Source organism: Enterobacter sp. 22466 (assembly GCF_052044775.1).
GTDB lineage: Bacteria > Pseudomonadota > Gammaproteobacteria > Enterobacterales > Enterobacteriaceae > Enterobacter > Enterobacter dissolvens.
This window is the reverse complement of the sequence record NZ_JBQENX010000003.1, coordinates 185,475-205,204: the sequence shown is the minus strand read 5'-3', so window position 1 is coordinate 205,204 and position 19,730 is coordinate 185,475. Positions and strand designations below refer to the sequence as shown.

The window sequence follows — 19,730 nt, the reverse complement described above, 5'->3', positions numbered from 1 at the left end:
CATGGTCAAAGTTTATGCCCCGGCTTCCAGCGCCAATATGAGCGTCGGGTTTGATGTGCTGGGTGCGGCGGTGACGCCGGTGGACGGTTCACTATTGGGCGATACGGTCACGGTGGAAGCGGCAGAAAGCTTCAGCCTGAATAACGTGGGACGTTTTGCCAGCAAGCTGCCGTCCGAACCGCGCGAGAATATCGTCTATCAGTGCTGGGAGCGATTCTGTCAGGAGATCGGGAAAAACGTGCCGGTCGCCATGACGCTGGAAAAAAGTATGCCGATTGGCTCCGGTCTGGGGTCAAGCGCCTGCTCTGTGGTGGCCGCGCTGGTGGCGATGAATGAGCACTGCGGCAAACCTCTGAACAATAGCCGTCTGCTGGGGTTAATGGGCGAGCTGGAAGGCCGTATCTCCGGCAGCATCCACTACGACAACGTCGCGCCGTGTTTCCTCGGCGGTATGCAGTTGATGATCGAAGAAAATGGCATCATCAGCCAGCAGGTGCCAGGGTTTGATGAGTGGCTGTGGGTGCTGGCCTATCCGGGCATTAAGGTCTCCACCGCGGAAGCGCGTGCGATCCTGCCTGCGCAGTATCGCCGTCAGGACTGTATTGCCCACGGGCGTCACCTGGCAGGCTTTATTCACGCCTGCTATACCCGTCAGCCACAGCTGGCGGCGAAACTGATGAAAGATGTGATTGCCGAACCGTATCGTACGAAGCTGCTGCCTGGCTTCAATGAGGCGCGACAGGCATCGCTTGATATCGGCGCGCAGGCGTGCGGCATCTCCGGCTCCGGCCCGACGCTGTTCGCCCTGTGCGATAAGCCAGACACCGCGCAGCGCGTGGCGGACTGGCTCTCTAAACACTACCTGCAAAATCAGGAAGGCTTTGTTCATATTTGCCGTCTGGACACGGCTGGCGCACGAGTACTGGGATAACGAATGAAACTCTACAATCTGAAAGATCATAACGAGCAGGTCAGCTTCGCGCAGGCGGTGACTCAGGGACTGGGCAAAAATCAGGGGCTGTTCTTCCCTCACGATCTGCCGGAATTCCAGCTGACCGACATTGATGAGCTGCTGAAGCAGGACTTTGTTACCCGCAGCACGAAAATTTTGTCTGCGTTTATCGGCGACGAAATCCCGCAGGAGCTGCTGGAAGAGCGCGTGCGTGCGGCGTTTGCCTTCCCGGCACCGGTTCAGCAGGTTGAGCCGGATGTGGGTTGTCTGGAGTTGTTCCATGGCCCAACGCTGGCGTTTAAAGACTTCGGCGGCCGCTTTATGGCGCAGATGCTGACGCACATCAGCGGTGACAAACCGGTGACCATTCTGACCGCCACCTCCGGGGATACAGGTGCCGCCGTGGCGCATGCCTTCTACGGTCTGAAGAACATCCGTGTGGTGATCCTCTATCCGAAAGGCAAGATCAGCCCGCTCCAGGAAAAACTGTTCTGTACTCTCGGCGGCAACATTGAAACCGTAGCAGTAGATGGCGACTTTGATGCTTGTCAGGCGCTGGTTAAGCAGGCTTTCGATGATGAAGAGCTGAAGGTTGCGCTGGGGCTCAACTCTGCCAACTCCATTAACATCAGCCGTCTGTTGGCGCAGATTTGCTACTACTTCGAAGCGGTTGCCAAACTGCCGCAAGAGGCGCGCAATCAGCTGGTGGTTTCAGTACCGAGCGGAAACTTTGGTGACCTGACCGCGGGCCTGCTGGCGAAATCACTCGGCCTGCCGGTGAAACGCTTTATTGCGGCGACCAACGCCAACGACACCGTGCCACGCTTCCTGAAAGACGGTAAATGGGCGCCGAACGCGACCCAGGCGACGCTCTCTAACGCGATGGATGTGTCACAGCCAAACAACTGGCCGCGTGTGGAAGAGCTGTTCCGTCGTAAGGTCTGGCGTCTGGGCGATCTGGGCTATGCGGCGGTCACGGATGAAACCACCAGAAGCACCATGCGTGAGCTGAAGGCGGTGGGGTATACCTCTGAACCGCATGCGGCGATTGCTTATCGTGCGCTGCGCGACCAGCTGAATCCCGGTGAGTATGGCCTGTTCCTGGGGACGGCGCATCCGGCAAAATTCAAAGAGAGCGTGGAAGAGATTCTGGGTGAAACACTGCCGCTGCCGAAAGAGCTGGCGGATCGCGCTGACCTGCCGCTGCTCTCTCATGAGCTGCCGGCGGATTTTGCCGCGCTGCGTAAGCTGATGATGACCCGAGCGTGATTTTTTGCCCGGTGGCGCTGCGCTTACCGGGCCTACAACGATCTCAATCGTAGGCCGGGTAAGCGAAGCGCCACCCGGCTTTTTTGTGAAGAAATTAAGGAGGAAAATAGCAGGGAAAAAGCAGAAATTCCCAATAAATGCGGTCACTTAGCGTTTAGGATTGCAGAGAATAACATCCCCGGTTCCCCTCACGTAATCTCCTTACATCGGCCCATGTTGGGCAAGAATCATAAGGAGTCACCGATGTCTAAACTGAAACCTGCGCTGATTGCGCTTTCACTGATGCTGGTCGCTCCCATGGCGGTACAGGCATCCGAAATTACTCTGGTTCCGGCGGTCAAACTGCAGATTGGCGATCGAGATAATAACGGTCATTACTGGGACGGCGGCCGCTGGCGCGACCATGACTGGTGGAAGGCGCATTATGACTGGCGTGATAACCACTGGCGTCCGCATGATGAGCATCGCGATCGTGACGATCGCCATGATCACCGCCACGACGATCACCGACCAGGCCCGGACTGGAAGCATCACTAATACAAACCCCGCCAGAAGGCGGGGTTGTTTTTTTACTGTTCGTGACGCTTAAACACCAGTTCCCCTTTCCCCGACGCGTCCTCGTCAAAGAAATACCCCTCGCTGTTGAATCCGGTCAGCTGCTCAGGCTTCGTCAGACGGTTTTGAATGATGTAGCGGCTCATCAGGCCACGCGCTTTTTTGGCATAGAAGCTGATGACCTTAAACTTGCCGTTTTTCTCATCGAGGAAGACCGGTTTAATAATCTGTGCATCCAGCTTCTTCGGCTTCACCGACTTAAAGTATTCATCGGAGGCAAGGTTAATCACCACGTTATCACCCTGCGCGTGCAGGGCTGCGTTCAGCTTATCGGTGATAATGTCGCCCCAGAAATGGTACAGATCTTTGCCTTTGGCGTTTTCCAGGCGGATGCCCATCTCCAGACGATAGGGCTGCATCAGATCCAGCGGGCGCAGCACGCCGTAGAGACCCGAGAGCATACGCAGATGTTGCTGGGCAAAATCGAAATCGGCTTCGCTGAACTCTTCAGCCTGCAGACCGGTATAGACGTCACCTTTGAAGGCCAGAAGCGCCTGGCGGGCATTTGCAGGGGTGAAGTCAGGATGCCACTCGTGGAAGCGGGTCGCATTCAGATCGGCGAGCTTATCACTGATGCTCATCAATGAGGCGATTTGCGGCGCGGAGAGCTTACGTGCCTCGTGAATCAGCTGTTGTGAGTAGTCCAGCAGTTCAGGCTGGGTATAACGCTCAGTCGCGAGCGGGCTCTGGTAGTCGAGCGTTTTTGCAGGTGAAATCAGAATCAGCATATCCAGTCCTTGCAGGAAATTTAGAGCGACTTTAGCAAAAAATCGCCCTGAATTGATCGATAGCTGTTATTGCCGTGGCAAATCATCCCAGGCGCCGGGCGCAATCTGCGACTTGATTTCGGGATAGCGCGCGGCATCAAAGACGGGGGGGATACCCAGTTTGCGCTGGCGTAGATAATCTCCGGCGATAAGGTTTACAACAGGAGAGAGCAGCAAAATCGCCGTCAGGTTAGTGATGGCCATCAACGCCATAATCACGTCCGCCAGCTGCCAGACCAGCGGCATGCTGAGCAAAGAACCCGCTATTACCATTAATATCATCCCCAGACGTAGCAGGTTGCGCACAGGACGGGAGTTGAACTTCAGGAAAATGAGGTTGTTTTCGGCGTAAAGGTAATTGACGACCATCGAGCTATAGGCGAACAGCATCAGAATGAGCGAGACAAATCCGGCCCCCCAGCCACCGGTAAGGTTCATCAGCGCCTGTTGAAGAAGCTGTATCCCGGCGGCTTCCGATGAGTGCGGTACCGGGCCGGCCAGCAGCAGGATCATGGCGCTGGCGGAACAGATAATAATCGTGTCCGTAAAGACGCCAATCATCTGCACAATCCCTTGCGCGGCCGGGTGAGGAGGCCACGACGCGGCCGCCGCGGCGGCATTTGGCGTAGATCCCATTCCGGCTTCATTAGAGAACATGCCGCGCTGAAAACCCGCCATCAGCGCCTGGCTAAAGGTATAGCCCAGCGCGCCCGAAGCAGCTTCACGCCAGCCAAAGGCGCTTCTGAAGATGGTCGCAATCACATCCGGCACCTGGTCGATATGCAGCGCAGCGACCAGCAGGCTGGCCGCAACCCAGAGCAGCGCCATGACGGGAACCAGCCATTGCATCAGACGGGCAGTGCCCTTGAGTCCGGTAGAGATAGTCAGCAGTATGCAGAGGGCTAACACCGCGCCGGTTAACCATTCCGGACAGGCAAAGGCATAGCGGAGGGCATGGGCGACAGAATTTGCCTGAACGGTGTTGAAAATCAGACCATAGGCGACAAGCAAGAATAGCGAGAACAGCACGCCCATCCAGCGCATCCCTAAGCCTCGAGCCATGTACCAGGCCGGGCCGCCGCGAAACTGGCCGTTGTTGTCTTTTTCTTTGTAGAGCTGAGCGAGAGAACATTCGGCAAACGACGTTGCCATGCCGATAATTGCCGTAATCCACATCCAGAAAACCGCGCCCGGTCCGCCGGCGCTGATAGCCAGCGCGACCCCCGCCAGATTACCGCTGCCAAGACGTGCCGCGAGGCTGGTACACAGTGCCTGGAACGACGTTAATCCACCCGGTTGCGGTGTGACGCTGTTTTTCAGACTTCTGCCAAATTTGCGGATATAACGAAACTGGATAAAACCGCTGCGAAGCGTAAACCAAATACCTGCTCCGAGAAGCAGGTAAATCATGATCGAACCCCAGAGAACTTCGTTAATAAAGAAAAAGAAATCAGGCATTAACGTCCCTCTTGTTGATGCCAGGGCAATTATGTAAGCGCTACCACATATTGAGCGTGCTGTTACTTAGCTGCCTGTTAATATTTCGAGTTTATCATACAATGGTGAAGCGCACTGTCTGCGGTTGCGCTACCCCTCCGTCGTGTTATCATCAGGGCAGACCGGTTACATCCCCCTAACAAGTAAACCTGTCATTTTTCCGCTGCAGACATGCTGTCGGTAGCGTGAATTATCCAGGGCACGTTAAAAGAGAAACACTATCATGACGGATAAATTGACCTCCCTTCGTCAGTTCACCACTGTCGTAGCTGACACCGGAGATATCGCGGCAATGAAGCTGTACCAGCCGCAGGATGCCACAACTAACCCTTCTCTGATCCTTAACGCCGCACAGATCCCTGAGTATCGCAAACTGATTGACGACGCTGTGACCTGGGCGAAAGCACAGAGCAACGACCGCGCGCAGCAGGTTGTGGATGCCACTGATAAACTGGCAGTGAACATCGGTCTGGAGATCCTTAAACTGGTTCCTGGCCGTATCTCTACCGAAGTGGATGCGCGTCTCTCCTACGACACCGAAGCGTCTATCGCGAAAGCAAAACGTCTGATCAAAATGTATAACGATGCGGGTATCAGCAACGACCGTATCCTGATCAAACTGGCTTCTACCTGGCAGGGTATTCGCGCGGCTGAACAGCTGGAAAAAGACGGTATCAACTGTAACCTGACGCTGCTGTTCTCCTTCGCGCAGGCGCGTGCATGTGCGGAAGCGGGCGTATACCTGATTTCTCCGTTCGTGGGCCGTATTCTGGACTGGTACAAAGCCAATACCGACAAGAAAGAGTACGCTGCATCTGAAGATCCGGGCGTGGTTTCCGTGACTGAAATCTACGAATACTACAAACAGCACGGCTATGAAACCGTTGTTATGGGCGCAAGCTTCCGTAACGTGGGTGAAATCATCGAGCTGGCTGGCTGTGACCGCCTGACCATCGCACCAGCGCTGCTGAAAGAGCTGGCTGAAAGCGAAGGTACCATCGAGCGTAAACTGTCTTACACCGGTGAAGTGAAAGCGCGTCCAGAGCGTATCACCGAATCCGAGTTCCTGTGGCAGCACAACCAGGATCCAATGGCGGTAGACAAACTGGCAGACGGTATCCGTAAGTTTGCTATCGACCAGGAAAAACTGGAAAAAATGATCGGCGATCTGCTGTAATCATTCTGCGTGACCGGGCTCCCGGTCACGCGACTTCTTTCGTACTCTGTCTGAATTTCCCCTCTGCGTGTATCATTCCCTTTAATCAGTACTTATTGAATGGAATGGATATGAATACCTTACGCATCGGCTTAGTGTCGATTTCTGACCGCGCCTCAAGCGGTGTCTATCAGGATAAAGGCATCCCTGCTCTTGAAGAGTGGTTGGGCAGCGCGCTGACCACCCCGTTTGAAATCCAGACCCGCCTGATCCCGGATGAACAGCCGATCATCGAGCAGACGTTGTGTGAGCTGGTGGATGAGATGAGCTGCCACCTGGTGCTGACGACCGGCGGAACCGGTCCTGCACGTCGTGATGTGACGCCAGATGCTACGCTTGCTATAGCTGACCGCGAAATGCCGGGCTTCGGTGAACAGATGCGCCAGATCAGCCTGCACTTTGTTCCAACGGCGATCCTCTCCCGTCAGGTAGGGGTCATTCGCAAGCAGGCGCTAATCCTGAATCTGCCAGGGCAACCTAAGTCGATTAAAGAGACGCTCGAAGGGCTAAAAGCGGATGATGGCAGCGTGATCGTCCACGGGATCTTTGCAAGTGTACCGTATTGTATACAGCTGCTTGACGGGCCGTACGTGGAAACCGATGACAAAGTCGTAGCAGCATTTCGTCCTAAAAGCGCACGCCGCGAAACAATCTCCTGAAAATAATAAAAATGTGACATTAGCTGAAGCGGCGATGGTGTGCTAAACGTTTTACGGTATAGTAATTTTTTCTTTACGTTAGCTGTAAAAATAAATCCACAACACACGCTCAATGGTTCGCTATGTCACATAACACCCGACCTCTGAATCGACAGGACTACAAAACCCTCACGCTCGCGGCCCTGGGCGGCGCGCTGGAGTTTTACGACTTCATCATCTTTGTCTTCTTCGCCGCCGTGGTGGGGGAGTTGTTCTTCCCGGCGGATATCCCGGAATGGCTGCGTCAGGTGCAAACCTTCGGTATTTTTGCTGCCGGGTATCTGGCGCGCCCTCTTGGTGGGATTGTGATGGCGCACTTTGGCGATCTGGTCGGGCGTAAGAAGATGTTTACCCTCAGTATCCTGCTGATGGCTGTGCCGACGCTGGCGATTGGTCTGCTGCCAACCTACGCCTCAATGGGCATTCTCGCCCCGTTATTGTTGCTGCTGATGCGTATTCTTCAGGGGGCGGCTATCGGCGGTGAGGTGCCGGGGGCGTGGGTGTTTGTCGCGGAGCATGTTCCGGCGCGCCGTATTGGTATCGCCTGCGGAACCTTAACCGCAGGGTTAACGGTGGGGATTTTGCTCGGTTCCGTCGTCGCAACAATTGTGAATACCAGCATGACACAACAGGCCGTGCATGACTGGGGCTGGCGTCTACCGTTCCTGCTGGGCGGGGCGTTTGGTCTGGTGGCCATGTACCTGCGCCGTTGGCTGCAGGAGACACCGATTTTCCTCGAAATGCAGCAGCGCAAAGCGCTGGCGCAGGAGTTGCCGGTAAAAGCTGTCGTGGTGCGTCATAAAAAAGCGGTGGTGGTGTCGATGCTGCTTACCTGGCTGCTCTCGGCGGGCATTGTGGTGGTGATTTTGATGTCGCCGGTCTGGCTGCAAAAGCAGTACGGCTTCGCCCCGGCGGTGACCTTACAGGCAAACAGTATCGCCACCATTATGCTCTGCTTCGGCTGTCTGGCCGCCGGGCTGGCTGCAGATCGGTTCGGCGCCAGCGTCACCTTTATCGTCGGCAGTCTGTTACTGGCGGGCTCAAGCTGGGCGTTTTACCATCTTGCAGGCAGTCATCCTGAACAATTGTACCTTCTGTACGGCGTGGTAGGGCTGTGCGTCGGTGTGGTGGGGGCTGTGCCTTACGTGATGGTACGCGCATTCCCGCCAGAGGTACGCTTCACCGGGATCTCATTCTCCTACAACGTTTCGTATGCCATCTTCGGTGGACTGACGCCGATTGCGGTTACGGTGTTGATGGGCGTGTCACCGATGGCACCTGCCTGGTACGTGCTGGCGTTGTCGCTGATGGGGCTGGTATTGGGAATTTGGCTACGTCAATCGGGGAGAAGTCGTGCCCGCGAGGCAGGCACGACAGAGGGATCAGTGTTTTTCACCAATCGGTAGAATGGTGCGGTCAAACTGCTCGTTCAGCACTTCGCCCATTGCCAGGTAGATTGCGCTTGCGCCGCAAACCAGGCCAATCCAGCCTGCTACGTGAACGATGCCTTCATTATCGACCAGGTGACCAATCGCCAGCAGGGCGAACAACACGGTCAGGCTCAGGAAGACGAACTGCAGTACGCGGTTGCCCTTAAGGGTGCCGAAGAACATGAACAGGGTGAAGACGCCCCAGAGGCCCAGATACACGCCCAGGAAATGGGCGTTTGCCGCATCAGCCAGACCCATTTTAGGCATCAGCAGAATGGCGACCAGGGTCAGCCAGAAAGAACCGTAAGAGGTAAAGGCGGTTAAGCCGAAGGTGTTGCCTTTCTTATATTCCAGCAGGCCCGCGAAGATTTGCGCGATACCGCCGTAAAAAATGCCCATCGCCAGGATAATGCCATCCAACGGGAACATCCCGATGTTATGCAGGTTCAGCAGGATGGTGGTCATGCCAAAACCCATCAGGCCCAGCGGAGCCGGATTAGCCAACTTAGTGTTGCCCATAAGTCCTCAAAAAAAATCATCATTGATATGGTGAAATGGTTAAACCCGCGACAGTTCTCCCTGACGGGGCGCGGCATCATAATGGGCGCAAACGATGCCGTCTATGATCTCATCAGGGTGAAATTAAAATTTTTTTTATCCTTCCCCCTTGATGGATGCGCTGGTGACCCCATCTTGTAAGCAACCGCAGTGTGTGGACCTGAAAAAAATCAAATCTGGGCAGTTGAAAAAGCACGTTTTGCCCTTATTACAGGTACACAACCACATGTTGACTGAATTTTTAGTGGAGACGTTTAGATGGGTAAAATTATTGGTATCGACCTGGGTACTACCAACTCTTGTGTAGCGATTATGGATGGCACTACTGCACGCGTGCTGGAGAACGCCGAGGGCGATCGCACCACGCCTTCTATCATTGCCTATACCCAGGATGGTGAAACTCTGGTTGGTCAGCCGGCTAAACGTCAGGCAGTGACAAACCCGCAAAACACCCTGTTTGCGATTAAACGCCTGATCGGCCGCCGCTTCCAGGACGAAGAAGTTCAGCGTGACGTTTCTATCATGCCTTACAAAATCATCGCAGCTGATAACGGCGATGCATGGCTTGATGTGAAAGGCACCAAAACAGCACCACCTCAGATCTCTGCTGAAGTGCTGAAAAAAATGAAGAAAACCGCAGAAGATTACCTGGGTGAGCCGGTAACTGAAGCTGTTATCACCGTTCCTGCATACTTCAACGATGCTCAGCGTCAGGCAACCAAAGATGCTGGCCGTATCGCAGGTCTGGAAGTAAAACGTATCATCAACGAACCAACCGCTGCTGCTCTGGCTTACGGTCTGGATAAAGAAGTTGGCAACCGTACTATCGCGGTTTACGACCTCGGTGGTGGTACCTTCGATATCTCTATTATCGAAATCGACGAAGTTGACGGCGAAAAAACCTTTGAAGTTCTGGCAACCAACGGTGATACGCACCTGGGTGGTGAAGACTTCGATACGCGTCTGATCAACTACCTCGTTGACGAGTTTAAGAAAGATCAGGGCATTGACCTGCGTAACGACCCGCTGGCCATGCAGCGCCTGAAAGAAGCCGCTGAGAAAGCGAAGATCGAACTCTCTTCCGCTCAGCAGACCGATGTTAACCTGCCGTACATCACTGCAGATGCGACCGGTCCTAAACACATGAACATCAAAGTGACCCGTGCGAAACTGGAAAGCCTGGTAGAAGACCTGGTGAACCGTTCTATCGAGCCACTGAAAGTTGCACTGCAGGATGCTGGCCTGTCCGTGTCTGATATCAACGACGTTATCCTCGTTGGTGGCCAGACTCGTATGCCAATGGTTCAGAAGAAAGTGGCTGAATTCTTTGGTAAAGAACCACGTAAAGACGTTAACCCGGACGAAGCAGTGGCAATTGGTGCTGCGGTTCAGGGCGGCGTGTTGACCGGTGATGTTAAAGACGTTCTGCTGCTGGACGTAACCCCGCTCTCTCTGGGTATCGAGACCATGGGTGGCGTGATGACGGCGCTGATCAGCAAAAACACCACCATCCCGACCAAGCACAGCCAGGTGTTCTCTACTGCTGAAGACAACCAGTCTGCGGTAACCATCCATGTGCTGCAGGGTGAGCGTAAGCGTGCATCTGATAACAAATCTCTGGGTCAGTTCAACCTGGATGGTATCAACCCGGCACCACGCGGCATGCCGCAGATCGAAGTGACCTTCGATATCGATGCTGACGGTATTCTGCACGTTTCCGCGAAAGACAAAAACAGCGGTAAAGAGCAGAAGATCACCATCAAGGCCTCTTCCGGTCTGAACGAAGAAGAGATCCAGAAAATGGTTCGCGAAGCAGAAGCCAACGCAGAATCTGACCGTAAGTTCGAAGAGCTGGTTCAGACCCGTAACCAGGGCGACCATCTGCTGCACAGCACCCGTAAGCAGGTTGAAGAAGCAGGCGATAAACTGCCAGCGGAAGACAAAACTGCTATCGAAGCTGCACTGAGCGCGCTGGAAACGTCTCTGAAAGGCGAAGACAAAGCGGATATCGAAGCGAAGATGCAGGAGCTGGCACAGGCTTCTCAGAAGCTGATGGAAATCGCTCAGCAGCAGCATGCCCAGCAGCAGGCAGGCGCTGACGCTTCGGCGAACAATGCGAAAGACGACGACGTTGTCGACGCTGAGTTCGAAGAAGTTAAAGACAAAAAATAATCGCCCTGATGCAGGGTAATTAATCGGCACGGGCGTAGGAGAACTCTCCACGCCCGTGCTCGCATGTTAAGGGGCTTAAAAAAACCAATGGCAAAGCAAGACTATTACGAGATTTTAGGCGTTCCGAAAACTGCGGAAGAGCGTGAAATCAAAAAGGCGTATAAGCGCCTGGCCATGAAATTCCACCCGGATCGCAACCAGGGTGACAAAGAGGCTGAAGCTAAATTTAAAGAGATCAAAGAAGCCTACGAAGTCCTGACCGATGCACAAAAACGTGCGGCCTATGACCAGTATGGTCACGCAGCCTTTGAACAGGGCGGCATGGGTGGTGGTGGATTCGGTGGCGGCGGCTTTGGCGGCGGCGCTGATTTCAGCGATATCTTTGGCGATGTGTTCGGCGATATCTTTGGTGGTGGTCGCGGTCGTCAGCGCGCAGCGCGTGGTGCCGATCTGCGCTACAACATGGAGTTGACGCTGGAAGAGGCCGTTCGCGGTGTCACCAAAGAGATCCGTATCCCGACGCTGGAAGAGTGTGACGTTTGCCATGGCAGCGGCGCGAAAGCGGGCACGCAGCCACAAACCTGTCCAACCTGTCACGGTTCCGGTCAGGTGCAGATGCGTCAGGGCTTCTTCGCCGTACAGCAGGCGTGTCCGCACTGTCATGGTCGCGGGACGCTGATTAAAGATCCTTGCACCAAATGCCACGGCCACGGTCGCGTTGAGAAAACCAAAACCCTGTCCGTTAAAATCCCGGCTGGCGTGGATACGGGTGACCGCATCCGTCTGGCAGGCGAAGGCGAAGCAGGTGAGCATGGCGCACCAGCAGGCGATCTGTACGTTCAGGTGCAGGTGAAACAGCACGCTATCTTTGAGCGTGAAGGCAACAACCTCTACTGTGAAGTACCGATCAACTTTGCCATGGCGGCGCTCGGTGGCGAAATTGAAGTGCCTACACTTGATGGTCGCGTGAATCTGAAAATTCCAGGCGAAACCCAGACCGGTAAGCTGTTCCGCATGCGCGGTAAAGGCGTGAAATCCGTTCGTGGTGGGGCGCAGGGCGATCTGCTGTGCCGCGTGGTGGTTGAAACGCCGGTTGGCCTGAACGACAAGCAGAAACAGTTGCTGAAAGAGTTGCAGGAAAGCTTTGGCGGCCCGACGGGTGAGAAAAACAGTCCACGTTCCAAAAGCTTCTTCGATGGCGTCAAAAAATTCTTCGATGATTTGACTCGCTGATCCGTTAGCCACTCTTCATCCTGACAAAGCCCGGAAGCGATTCCGGGCTTTTTTCTTTTTTAAAGGTATTGTTCGGTAAAACTGAATTTATACTCAATATTAATCTGTTTTTGCCGAGTTGTTAGGCTTGGTATTATGGTTTTATCGAGGTATCTTGCTTAAAGAGAGAGCTTAAGTGAAATTATTACACCGTTTTTTTAGCAGTGAAGCGTCAGGGGGCGTGATCCTGATTATCGCCGCTGCGGCAGCGATGTTGCTGGCTAACCTGGGCATCACACGTGAGTTCTATCATGCGTTTCTGGAAACGCCCGTCGAACTGAAGGTCGGCGCGCTGGAAATCAACAAAAACATGCTGCTGTGGATCAACGATGCATTGATGGCGGTGTTTTTCCTGTTGGTAGGACTTGAGGTGAAGCGTGAGCTGGTGCTGGGCTCGTTGGCCAGCCGCCAGCGCGCAGCGTTTCCGGTGATCGCCGCCATTGGCGGGATGGTCGTTCCGGCGCTGCTCTTCCTTGCGTTTGCCTGGCAGGATCCCGTTGCACGTGACGGCTGGGCGATCCCGGCCGCAACGGATATCGCGTTTGCGCTCGGCGTTTTAGCCTTGCTTGGAAGCCGTGTTCCGGTTGCACTGAAAATCTTCCTGATGGCGCTGGCGATCATCGATGACCTGGGGGCGATCGTTATCATCGCGCTGTTCTACACCAGCGAGCTGTCAATTCTGTCGTTGAGCGTGGCCGCAGCGGCGATTGCAGTACTGGCGTTGTTAAACATTTTCAATGTACGTCGCATCGGTATTTATATCCTGGTGGGGATGGTGCTGTGGACGGCCGTGTTGAAATCCGGCGTGCATGCCACGCTGGCAGGGGTCATCGTCGGTTTCTTCGTACCGCTTAAGCCGCAGGAGGGTAAATCACCGGCCAAACAGCTGGAGCATGTGCTGCATCCGTGGGTCGCCTTTATGATCCTGCCGCTGTTTGCGTTTGCCAACGCAGGCGTTTCCCTGGGAGGCGTTACGCTGGACGGTCTGACGTCTGTCCTGCCGCTGGGCATTATTGCCGGGCTGTTTATTGGTAAACCGCTGGGGATTAGCCTGTTCTGCTGGCTGGCGCTGAAGCTTAAGCTGGCGTCGTTGCCGAACGGCACCACATTTGGTCAGATTATGGCGGTCGGCGTGCTCTGCGGGATTGGATTTACCATGTCGATCTTTATCTCGACGCTGGCGTTTGGCGCAAACGCGCCTGAGCTGATTGTCTGGGCAAAACTCGGCATTCTTATCGGTTCACTGCTGGCCGCGGTTATTGGTTATACCTTGTTGAAGGTGAAATTGTCCGGACAGGCCGTCCAGGCATAACGGAAAACCGGGAGAAGGTAATCCTTCTCCCGATACACACTCAGGGAGAGCAGACGCGATGTCTCATTTGAATTACAACCATCTTTACTACTTCTGGCATGTTTACAAACAAGGCTCGGTTGTGGGAGCGGCAGAAGCACTTTTTCTGACGCCACAAACGATCACCGGGCAAATCAAGGCCCTGGAAGAACGCCTGCAGGGCAAGCTGTTCAAGCGTAAAGGGCGTGGGATAGAGCCAAGCGAACTGGGCGAACTGGTCTTTCGCTATGCGGACAAGATGTTTACCCTGAGCCAGGAGATGCTGGATATCGTCAACTACCGCAAAGAGTCTAATTTGCTGTTTGATGTGGGCGTGGCGGATGCACTCTCAAAACGGCTGGTGAGCGGCGTGCTGGATGCGGCGGTGGTTGAAGACGAACAAATTCATCTGCGCTGTTTTGAGTCCACCCATGAGATGCTGCTGGAGCAGTTGAGCCAGCATAAGCTGGATATGATTATCTCGGACTGCCCCATCGACTCCACGCAGCAGGAAGGGCTGTTCTCGGTCAAAATCGGCGAATGTGGGGTAAGCTTCTGGTGCATCAACCCGCCCCCGGAAAAACCGTTCCCTGCCTGCCTGGAAGAACGCCGTTTGCTGGTGCCGGGAAGGCGTTCCATGCTGGGGCGTAAGTTGCAGAACTGGTTTAACTCTCAGGGGCTGAACGTAGAGATCCTCGGTGAGTTCGATGATGCTGCGCTGATGAAAGCCTTTGGTGAAGCACACAACGCTATCTTTGTCGCGCCGACGCTTTATATGCACGATCTCTATTCGGATAACAGGATTACGGAAATTGGCAGGGTGGATAACGTGATGGAGGAGTACCACGCGATATTTGCCGAAAGGATGATTCAGCATCCGGCGGTGCAGCGTATCTGTAACCGCGACTACGCGTCGCTGTTTACGCCACCGGCAAACTGAAGGCATAAAAAAACCCGCGTTAAGCGGGTTCTTTAAACAAGCAACAACAAGCGGCGATTAAGCCAGTTTGTTGATCTGCGCGGTCAGGTTTGCTTTATGACGCGCTGCTTTGTTTTTGTGGATCAGACCTTTAGCAGCCTGACGATCCACGATTGGTTGCATTTCGTTAAATGCGTTCTGCGCTGCAGCTTTGTCGCCAGCTTCGATTGCTGCGTATACTTTCTTGATGAAAGTACGCATCATAGAGCGACGGCTTGCGTTGTGCTTACGAGCCTTTTCAGACTGAACGGCACGTTTCTTAGCTGATTTGATATTAGCCAAGTCCAACTCCCAAATATGATCTATGTGGACAATTCAAAGGCCGAGGAATATGCCCTCTTTGCCTTCTTTTGTCAATGGATTTGTGCAAATAAGCGCCGTTAATTAGCGACGCTACGTTACGTAGTGATGGCGCAGGATTCTACCAGCTTGTCTCGTGTGAATACAGCTTTTCGGCATAAAAATCGCAGTTCACGGACAGATTTTTTCGCTGTGAAAGGTCAGCCTGATGAAATCATTACGGCTTTCTGTTTTGCGCGAACAATCGCCGGTTAACCTTAACCGCTCTACAAGGTATACTTTGGCGATTTTCACTGTTTTGAGCCAGACATGAAGCTGATACGCGGCATACATAATCTCAGCAAAGCCCCACACGGGTGCGTGCTGACCATTGGTAATTTCGACGGCGTGCATCGTGGGCATCAGGCGCTGTTGCAGGGATTGCGTAAAGAAGGGGAGGCCCGTGGCCTGCCCGTGGTAGTGATGATTTTCGAGCCGCAGCCGCTGGAGCTGTTTGCAGGGGAGAAATCACCCGCCCGCCTTACTCGCCTGCGCGAGAAGTTGCGCTATCTGGCAGAGTCCGGTGTGGACTACGTATTGTGTGTCCGTTTTGATCGTCGCTTTGCCGCACTGACAGCACAAAATTTCGTCAGCGACCTGTTGGTTAAGCGCCTTGGCGTGCAGTTTCTCGCCGTGGGCGATGATTTCCGCTTTGGCGCTGGTCGTCAGGGCGATTTCTTGCTATTACAGAAGGCTGGCCTGGAGTACGGTTTTGACGTCACCAGCGCGATGACATTTTGCGAAGGCGGCGTTCGCGTCAGCAGTACAGCGGTTCGCCAGGCACTGGCGAATGATGAGCTGGAGACCGCAGAAAACCTGCTGGGGCATCCGTTTACCATTTCTGGTCGTGTGGTTCATGGCGATGCGCTGGGCCGCACTATCGGTTTCCCGACGGCGAATATACCGCTGCGTCGTCAGGTCTCCCCGGTTAAAGGGGTATATGCGGTAGAAGTGGCTGGACTGGGCGACAAGCCTTTTTATGGCGTCGCCAACATTGGCACACGTCCTACGGTCGCCGGTGTGCGGCAGCAGCTGGAAGTGCATCTGCTGGACGTTGTAATGGACCTCTACGGTCGCCATATAGATGTCATACTGCGTAAAAAAATACGCAATGAGCAGCGATTTGCCTCGCTGGATGAACTAAAGGCGCAAATCGCGCGAGATGAATTAACGGCCCGCGAGTTTTTTGGGCTTTGAACCCGGCTTAAATGCCTACGTGATAAATACGGAACCGAGAATCTGATGAGTGACTATAAATCAACCCTGAATTTGCCGGAAACAGGGTTCCCGATGCGCGGCGATCTCGCCAAGCGCGAACCGGGAATGCTGGCGCGTTGGACCGATGATGACCTGTACGGCATCATTCGTGCAGCCAAAAAAGGCAAAAAGACCTTCATTCTGCATGATGGCCCTCCATATGCGAATGGCAGCATTCATATTGGTCACTCTGTAAACAAGATTCTGAAAGACATTATCGTGAAGTCCAAAGGACTCGCGGGATATGACTCACCTTACGTTCCGGGTTGGGACTGCCACGGCCTGCCAATCGAACTGAAAGTTGAGCAGGAATTTGGCAAGCCGGGTGAGAAATTTACCGCGGCGGAATTCCGTGCGAAATGCCGTGAATATGCGGCTACGCAGGTTGACGGTCAGCGCGCAGACTTTATTCGTCTGGGCGTGCTGGGCGACTGGTCGCACCCGTACCTGACCATGGACTTCAAAACCGAAGCCAACATCATCCGTGCGCTGGGTAAAATCATCGGCAATGGCCACCTGCATAAAGGTGCGAAGCCGGTGCACTGGTGCGTAGACTGCCGTTCTGCCCTGGCAGAAGCGGAAGTTGAGTATTACGACAAAACCTCTCCGTCTATCGACGTGGCGTTCCACGCGGTTGATCAGGACGCGGTGAAAGCCAAATTTGGCGTCACCTCTGTAAACGGCCCGATCTCGCTGGTTATCTGGACTACTACCCCATGGACGCTGCCTGCTAACCGTGCGATCTCCCTGTCTGGTGAGTTTGAATACGCGCTGGTGCAGGTTGACGGTCAGGCGCTGATCCTGGCGAAAGATTTGGTTGAAAGCGTGCTGAAACGCGCGAAGATCACCGACTACACCGTGCTGGGCACCGTAAAAGGTGACGCGCTGGAGCTGATGCGCTTTAAACATCCGTTCCTGGACTTCGATGTCCCGGCGATCCTGGGCGACCACGTCACGCTGGAAGCGGGTACCGGTGCGGTGCACACCGCAGGTGGCCACGGTCCTGACGACTATAACATCAGCCTGAAATACGGTCTGGAAATCGCGAACCCGGTTGGCCCGGATGGTGCTTACCTGCCTGGCACTTACCCGTCACTGGACGGGATCAACGTCTTCAAAGCGAACGACATTATCGTGGAGATGCTGCGTGAGCGCGGCGCACTGCTGCACGTTGAGAAAATGCAGCACAGCTACCCATGCTGCTGGCGTCACAAGACGCCGATCATCTTCCGTGCGACCCCACAGTGGTTCGTCAGCATGGATCAGAAAGGCCTGCGCGAGCAGTCCCTGAAAGAGATCAAAGGCGTGCAGTGGATCCCGGACTGGGGCCAGGCGCGTATCGAATCCATGGTGGCTAACCGTCCTGACTGGTGTATCTCCCGTCAGCGTACCTGGGGCGTGCCGATGTCGCTGTTCGTGCATAAAGAGACGCATGAACTGCATCCGAACACCCTGGAACTGATGGAAGAAGTGGCGAAGCGCGTCGAAGTTGACGGCATTCAGGCGTGGTGGGATCTCGACGCCCGCGACATTCTGGGCGCTGACGCGGATAACTACGAAAAAGTCCCTGATACCCTGGACGTGTGGTTCGACTCCGGTTCCACCCACGCTTCCGTGGTTGACGTGCGTCCTGAGTTTGCCGGTCACGCTGCCGATATGTATCTGGAAGGCTCTGACCAACACCGTGGCTGGTTCATGTCATCTCTGATGATCTCCACCGCCATGAAAGGCAAGGCCCCTTACCGCCAGGTACTGACTCACGGTTTCACCGTGGATGGTCAGGGCCGTAAGATGTCCAAGTCCATCGGTAACACCGTTTCTCCGCAGGATGTGATGAACAAACTGGGTGCAGACATTCTGCGTCTGTGGGTGGCGTCTACCGACTACACCGGCGAAATGGCGGTGTCTGATGAGATCCTGAAACGTGCCGCCGACAGCTATCGTCGTATCCGTAACACCGCGCGCTTCCTGCTGGCGAACCTGAATGGTTTTGATCCGGCAAAAGACATGGTGAAACCGGAAGAGATGGTGGTGCTCGATCGCTGGGCTGTTGGCTGCGCAAAAGCGGCGCAGGAAGACATCGTTAACGCCTACGAATCCTACGATTTCCACGAAGTGGTGCAGCGTCTGATGCGCTTCTGCTCCATCGAGATGGGCTCGTTCTACCTCGACATTATCAAAGACCGCCAGTACACCGCGAAAGCGGACAGCGTGGCGCGTCGTAGCTGCCAGACTGCGCTGTATCATATCGCAGAAGCGCTGGTGCGCTGGATGGCACCGATCATGTCCTTCACCGCGGATGAAATCTGGGGCTACCTGCCTGGTGACCGTGAGAAGTATGTCTTCACCGGTGAGTGGTACGAAGGTCTGTTCGATCTCTCCAGTACTGAAGCAATGAACGATGCGTTCTGGGACGAACTGCTGAAAGTGCGTGGCGAAGTGAACAAGGTCATCGAACAGGCGCGTGCTGACAAGAAAGTGGGTGGCTCTCTGGAAGCGGCAGTGACCCTGTATGCAGAACCTGAGCTGGCAGCCAAACTGACTGCACTGGGTGATGAATTACGATTTGTCCTGTTGACCTCCGGTGCGAAAGTTGCGGATTATGCCGATGCTTCTGCTGATGCTCAGCAGAGCGAACTGCTCAAAGGACTGAAAGTCGCGCTGAGCAAAGCCGACGGTGAGAAGTGCCCGCGTTGCTGGCATTACACCACCGATGTCGGCCAGGTGGCGGAACACGCAGACATCTGCGGACGCTGTGTGAGCAACGTCGCCGGTGACGGCGAGAAACGTAAGTTTGCCTGATGAGTAAAACTCTCTGTTCAACAGGACTGCGCTGGCTGTGGCTGGTTGTGGTGGTGCTGATTATCGATCTGGGCAGCAAATACCTGATCCTCCAGAACTTTGCTCTGGGGGATACGGTTCCGCTGTTCCCGTCGCTGAACCTGCACTATGCGCGTAACTACGGCGCGGCGTTTAGTTTCCTTGCTGACAGCGGTGGCTGGCAGCGCTGGTTCTTCGCGGGTATTGCTATCGGTATCTGTGTGGTGCTGGCGGTGCTGATGTACCGTTCGAAAGCGACGCAAAAGCTGAATAACATCGCCTACGCGCTGATCATTGGCGGCGCGTTAGGCAACCTGTTTGATCGCCTGTGGCACGGCTTTGTGGTCGATATGATCGACTTCTACGTCGGCGACTGGCACTTTGCGACCTTTAACCTCGCCGATAGCGCAATTTGTATCGGTGCGGCGTTAATCGTGCTGGAAGGTTTCTTGCCGAAACCCGCCGCGAAAGAGCAGGCTTAATTGTAAATGCCGGGTGGCGCTGCGCTTACCCGGCCTACAGAATTTGTGGCCTCCCGTAGGCCCGGTAAGCGCAGCGC

At 54.7% G+C, this 19,730-nt stretch carries 17 protein-coding genes and 1 pseudogene; 14 read left to right on the top strand and 4 right to left on the bottom strand.

Features of this window, described 5'->3' with window-relative positions; genetic code table 11:
• The first annotated feature begins 1 nt into the window (after nt 1).
• The 3 genes from thrB (at nt 2) to ACTJJI_RS10720 (ending at nt 2,758) form a co-directional block, all read left to right on the top strand.
• Nucleotides 2–931 carry a homoserine kinase gene (gene thrB, locus ACTJJI_RS10730; protein ID WP_013095510.1) on the top strand — a complete coding sequence of 310 codons (930 nt, stop codon included), beginning with the start codon at nt 2–4 and terminating at the stop codon, nt 929–931.
• Between the two features lie 3 nt (nt 932–934).
• Nucleotides 935–2,221 carry a threonine synthase gene (gene thrC, locus ACTJJI_RS10725; RefSeq protein WP_440653996.1) on the top strand — a complete coding sequence of 429 codons (1,287 nt, stop codon included), beginning with the start codon at nt 935–937 and terminating at the stop codon, nt 2,219–2,221.
• A 243-nt stretch (nt 2,222–2,464) separates the two neighbouring features.
• Nucleotides 2,465–2,758, top strand: coding sequence for a DUF2502 domain-containing protein (locus ACTJJI_RS10720; RefSeq protein ID WP_014830594.1), 294 nt, complete (start codon nt 2,465–2,467; stop codon nt 2,756–2,758).
• A gap of 32 nt (nt 2,759–2,790) precedes the next feature.
• On the opposite strand, the gene yaaA is transcribed toward ACTJJI_RS10720, so the two are convergent.
• Both yaaA and ACTJJI_RS10710 read right to left on the bottom strand, forming a co-directional pair.
• The gene (gene yaaA / locus ACTJJI_RS10715) at nt 2,791–3,564 is read right to left on the bottom strand and encodes a peroxide stress protein YaaA (protein WP_046889357.1); all 774 of its coding nucleotides are present in this window, start codon (nt 3,562–3,564) and stop codon (nt 2,791–2,793) included.
• 66 nt (nt 3,565–3,630) lie between these two features.
• Nucleotides 3,631–5,061, bottom strand: a complete 1,431-nt coding sequence (locus tag ACTJJI_RS10710; protein WP_014830596.1) for an alanine/glycine:cation symporter family protein — start codon at nt 5,059–5,061, stop codon at nt 3,631–3,633.
• A gap of 262 nt (nt 5,062–5,323) precedes the next feature.
• Here ACTJJI_RS10710 and tal point away from each other — a divergent pair, with 262 nt between their 5' ends.
• From tal to ACTJJI_RS10695, 3 genes are all read left to right on the top strand, one after another.
• The gene (tal, locus tag ACTJJI_RS10705; protein WP_014830597.1) at nt 5,324–6,277 is read left to right on the top strand and encodes a transaldolase; all 954 of its coding nucleotides are present in this window, start codon (nt 5,324–5,326) and stop codon (nt 6,275–6,277) included.
• 110 nt (nt 6,278–6,387) lie between these two features.
• The gene (mog, locus tag ACTJJI_RS10700) at nt 6,388–6,975 is read left to right on the top strand and encodes a molybdopterin adenylyltransferase (RefSeq protein ID WP_013095516.1); all 588 of its coding nucleotides are present in this window, start codon (nt 6,388–6,390) and stop codon (nt 6,973–6,975) included.
• 122 nt (nt 6,976–7,097) lie between these two features.
• A complete protein-coding gene (locus tag ACTJJI_RS10695) occupies nt 7,098–8,420 on the top strand; it encodes an MFS transporter (protein WP_046889355.1) in 1,323 nt (440 codons plus the stop codon).
• Here ACTJJI_RS10695 and satP read toward each other — a convergent pair.
• Nucleotides 8,397–8,963 carry an acetate uptake transporter gene (gene satP, locus ACTJJI_RS10690; protein ID WP_014830599.1) on the bottom strand — a complete coding sequence of 189 codons (567 nt, stop codon included), beginning with the start codon at nt 8,961–8,963 and terminating at the stop codon, nt 8,397–8,399. The genes ACTJJI_RS10695 and satP overlap by 24 nt on opposite strands.
• Nucleotides 8,964–9,260: 297 nt before the next feature.
• Between satP and dnaK the strand changes: the two genes are divergently transcribed.
• The 4 genes from dnaK (at nt 9,261) to nhaR (ending at nt 14,716) form a co-directional block, all read left to right on the top strand.
• A complete protein-coding gene (gene dnaK / locus ACTJJI_RS10685) occupies nt 9,261–11,174 on the top strand; it encodes a molecular chaperone DnaK (RefSeq protein WP_013095521.1) in 1,914 nt (637 codons plus the stop codon).
• Nucleotides 11,175–11,261: 87 nt separating this feature from the next.
• Entirely contained in the window at nt 11,262–12,407 is a 1,146-nt protein-coding gene (dnaJ, locus tag ACTJJI_RS10680) for a molecular chaperone DnaJ (protein WP_014830600.1), read from the top strand.
• A gap of 175 nt (nt 12,408–12,582) precedes the next feature.
• Nucleotides 12,583–13,758 (top strand): Na+/H+ antiporter NhaA, encoded by a 1,176-nt coding sequence (nhaA, locus tag ACTJJI_RS10675; RefSeq protein WP_014830601.1) that lies wholly within the window; start codon nt 12,583–12,585, stop codon nt 13,756–13,758.
• Between the two features lie 58 nt (nt 13,759–13,816).
• A complete protein-coding gene (gene nhaR / locus ACTJJI_RS10670) occupies nt 13,817–14,716 on the top strand; it encodes a transcriptional activator NhaR (protein WP_046889354.1) in 900 nt (299 codons plus the stop codon).
• Between the two features lie 57 nt (nt 14,717–14,773).
• Here nhaR and rpsT read toward each other — a convergent pair whose 3' ends face one another.
• The gene (gene rpsT / locus ACTJJI_RS10665) at nt 14,774–15,037 is read right to left on the bottom strand and encodes a 30S ribosomal protein S20 (RefSeq protein WP_003856458.1); all 264 of its coding nucleotides are present in this window, start codon (nt 15,035–15,037) and stop codon (nt 14,774–14,776) included.
• A gap of 101 nt (nt 15,038–15,138) precedes the next feature.
• Between rpsT and ACTJJI_RS10660 the strand changes: the two are divergent.
• The 4 genes and pseudogenes from ACTJJI_RS10660 to lspA all read left to right on the top strand — a co-directional run bounded on the left by ACTJJI_RS10660 (nt 15,139) and on the right by lspA (nt 19,653).
• Nucleotides 15,139–15,357 (top strand): annotated as a pseudogene (locus ACTJJI_RS10660) (DUF2575 domain-containing protein).
• A gap of 7 nt (nt 15,358–15,364) precedes the next feature.
• Nucleotides 15,365–16,291 (top strand): bifunctional riboflavin kinase/FAD synthetase, encoded by a 927-nt coding sequence (gene ribF, locus ACTJJI_RS10655; protein WP_046889353.1) that lies wholly within the window; start codon nt 15,365–15,367, stop codon nt 16,289–16,291.
• 45 nt (nt 16,292–16,336) lie between these two features.
• On the top strand, nt 16,337–19,153 hold the full coding sequence (ileS, locus tag ACTJJI_RS10650; RefSeq protein WP_440653987.1) for an isoleucine--tRNA ligase: 2,817 nt from the start codon (nt 16,337–16,339) through the stop codon (nt 19,151–19,153).
• Nucleotides 19,153–19,653, top strand: a complete 501-nt coding sequence (gene lspA, locus ACTJJI_RS10645) for a signal peptidase II (protein WP_047360289.1) — start codon at nt 19,153–19,155, stop codon at nt 19,651–19,653. Before ileS ends, lspA begins: the two co-directional genes overlap by 1 nt.
• The last annotated feature ends 77 nt before the right edge of the window (nt 19,654–19,730 follow it).

Coding starts and splice junctions, on each gene's coding strand:
- ACTJJI_RS10720 (WP_014830594.1), top strand. CDS start 2,465: ATGTCTAAACTGAAACCTGCGCTGATTGCGCTTTCACTGATGCTGGTC.
- mog (WP_013095516.1), top strand. CDS start 6,388: ATGAATACCTTACGCATCGGCTTAGTGTCGATTTCTGACCGCGCCTCA.
- dnaJ (WP_014830600.1), top strand. CDS start 11,262: ATGGCAAAGCAAGACTATTACGAGATTTTAGGCGTTCCGAAAACTGCG.
- thrC (WP_440653996.1), top strand. CDS start 935: ATGAAACTCTACAATCTGAAAGATCATAACGAGCAGGTCAGCTTCGCG.
- dnaK (WP_013095521.1), top strand. CDS start 9,261: ATGGGTAAAATTATTGGTATCGACCTGGGTACTACCAACTCTTGTGTA.
- ribF (WP_046889353.1), top strand. CDS start 15,365: ATGAAGCTGATACGCGGCATACATAATCTCAGCAAAGCCCCACACGGG.
- ACTJJI_RS10710 (WP_014830596.1), bottom strand. CDS start 5,061: ATGCCTGATTTCTTTTTCTTTATTAACGAAGTTCTCTGGGGTTCGATC.
- yaaA (WP_046889357.1), bottom strand. CDS start 3,564: ATGCTGATTCTGATTTCACCTGCAAAAACGCTCGACTACCAGAGCCCG.
- tal (WP_014830597.1), top strand. CDS start 5,324: ATGACGGATAAATTGACCTCCCTTCGTCAGTTCACCACTGTCGTAGCT.
- satP (WP_014830599.1), bottom strand. CDS start 8,963: ATGGGCAACACTAAGTTGGCTAATCCGGCTCCGCTGGGCCTGATGGGT.
- ACTJJI_RS10695 (WP_046889355.1), top strand. CDS start 7,098: ATGTCACATAACACCCGACCTCTGAATCGACAGGACTACAAAACCCTC.
- ileS (WP_440653987.1), top strand. CDS start 16,337: ATGAGTGACTATAAATCAACCCTGAATTTGCCGGAAACAGGGTTCCCG.
- nhaR (WP_046889354.1), top strand. CDS start 13,817: ATGTCTCATTTGAATTACAACCATCTTTACTACTTCTGGCATGTTTAC.
- lspA (WP_047360289.1), top strand. CDS start 19,153: ATGAGTAAAACTCTCTGTTCAACAGGACTGCGCTGGCTGTGGCTGGTT.
- thrB (WP_013095510.1), top strand. CDS start 2: ATGGTCAAAGTTTATGCCCCGGCTTCCAGCGCCAATATGAGCGTCGGG.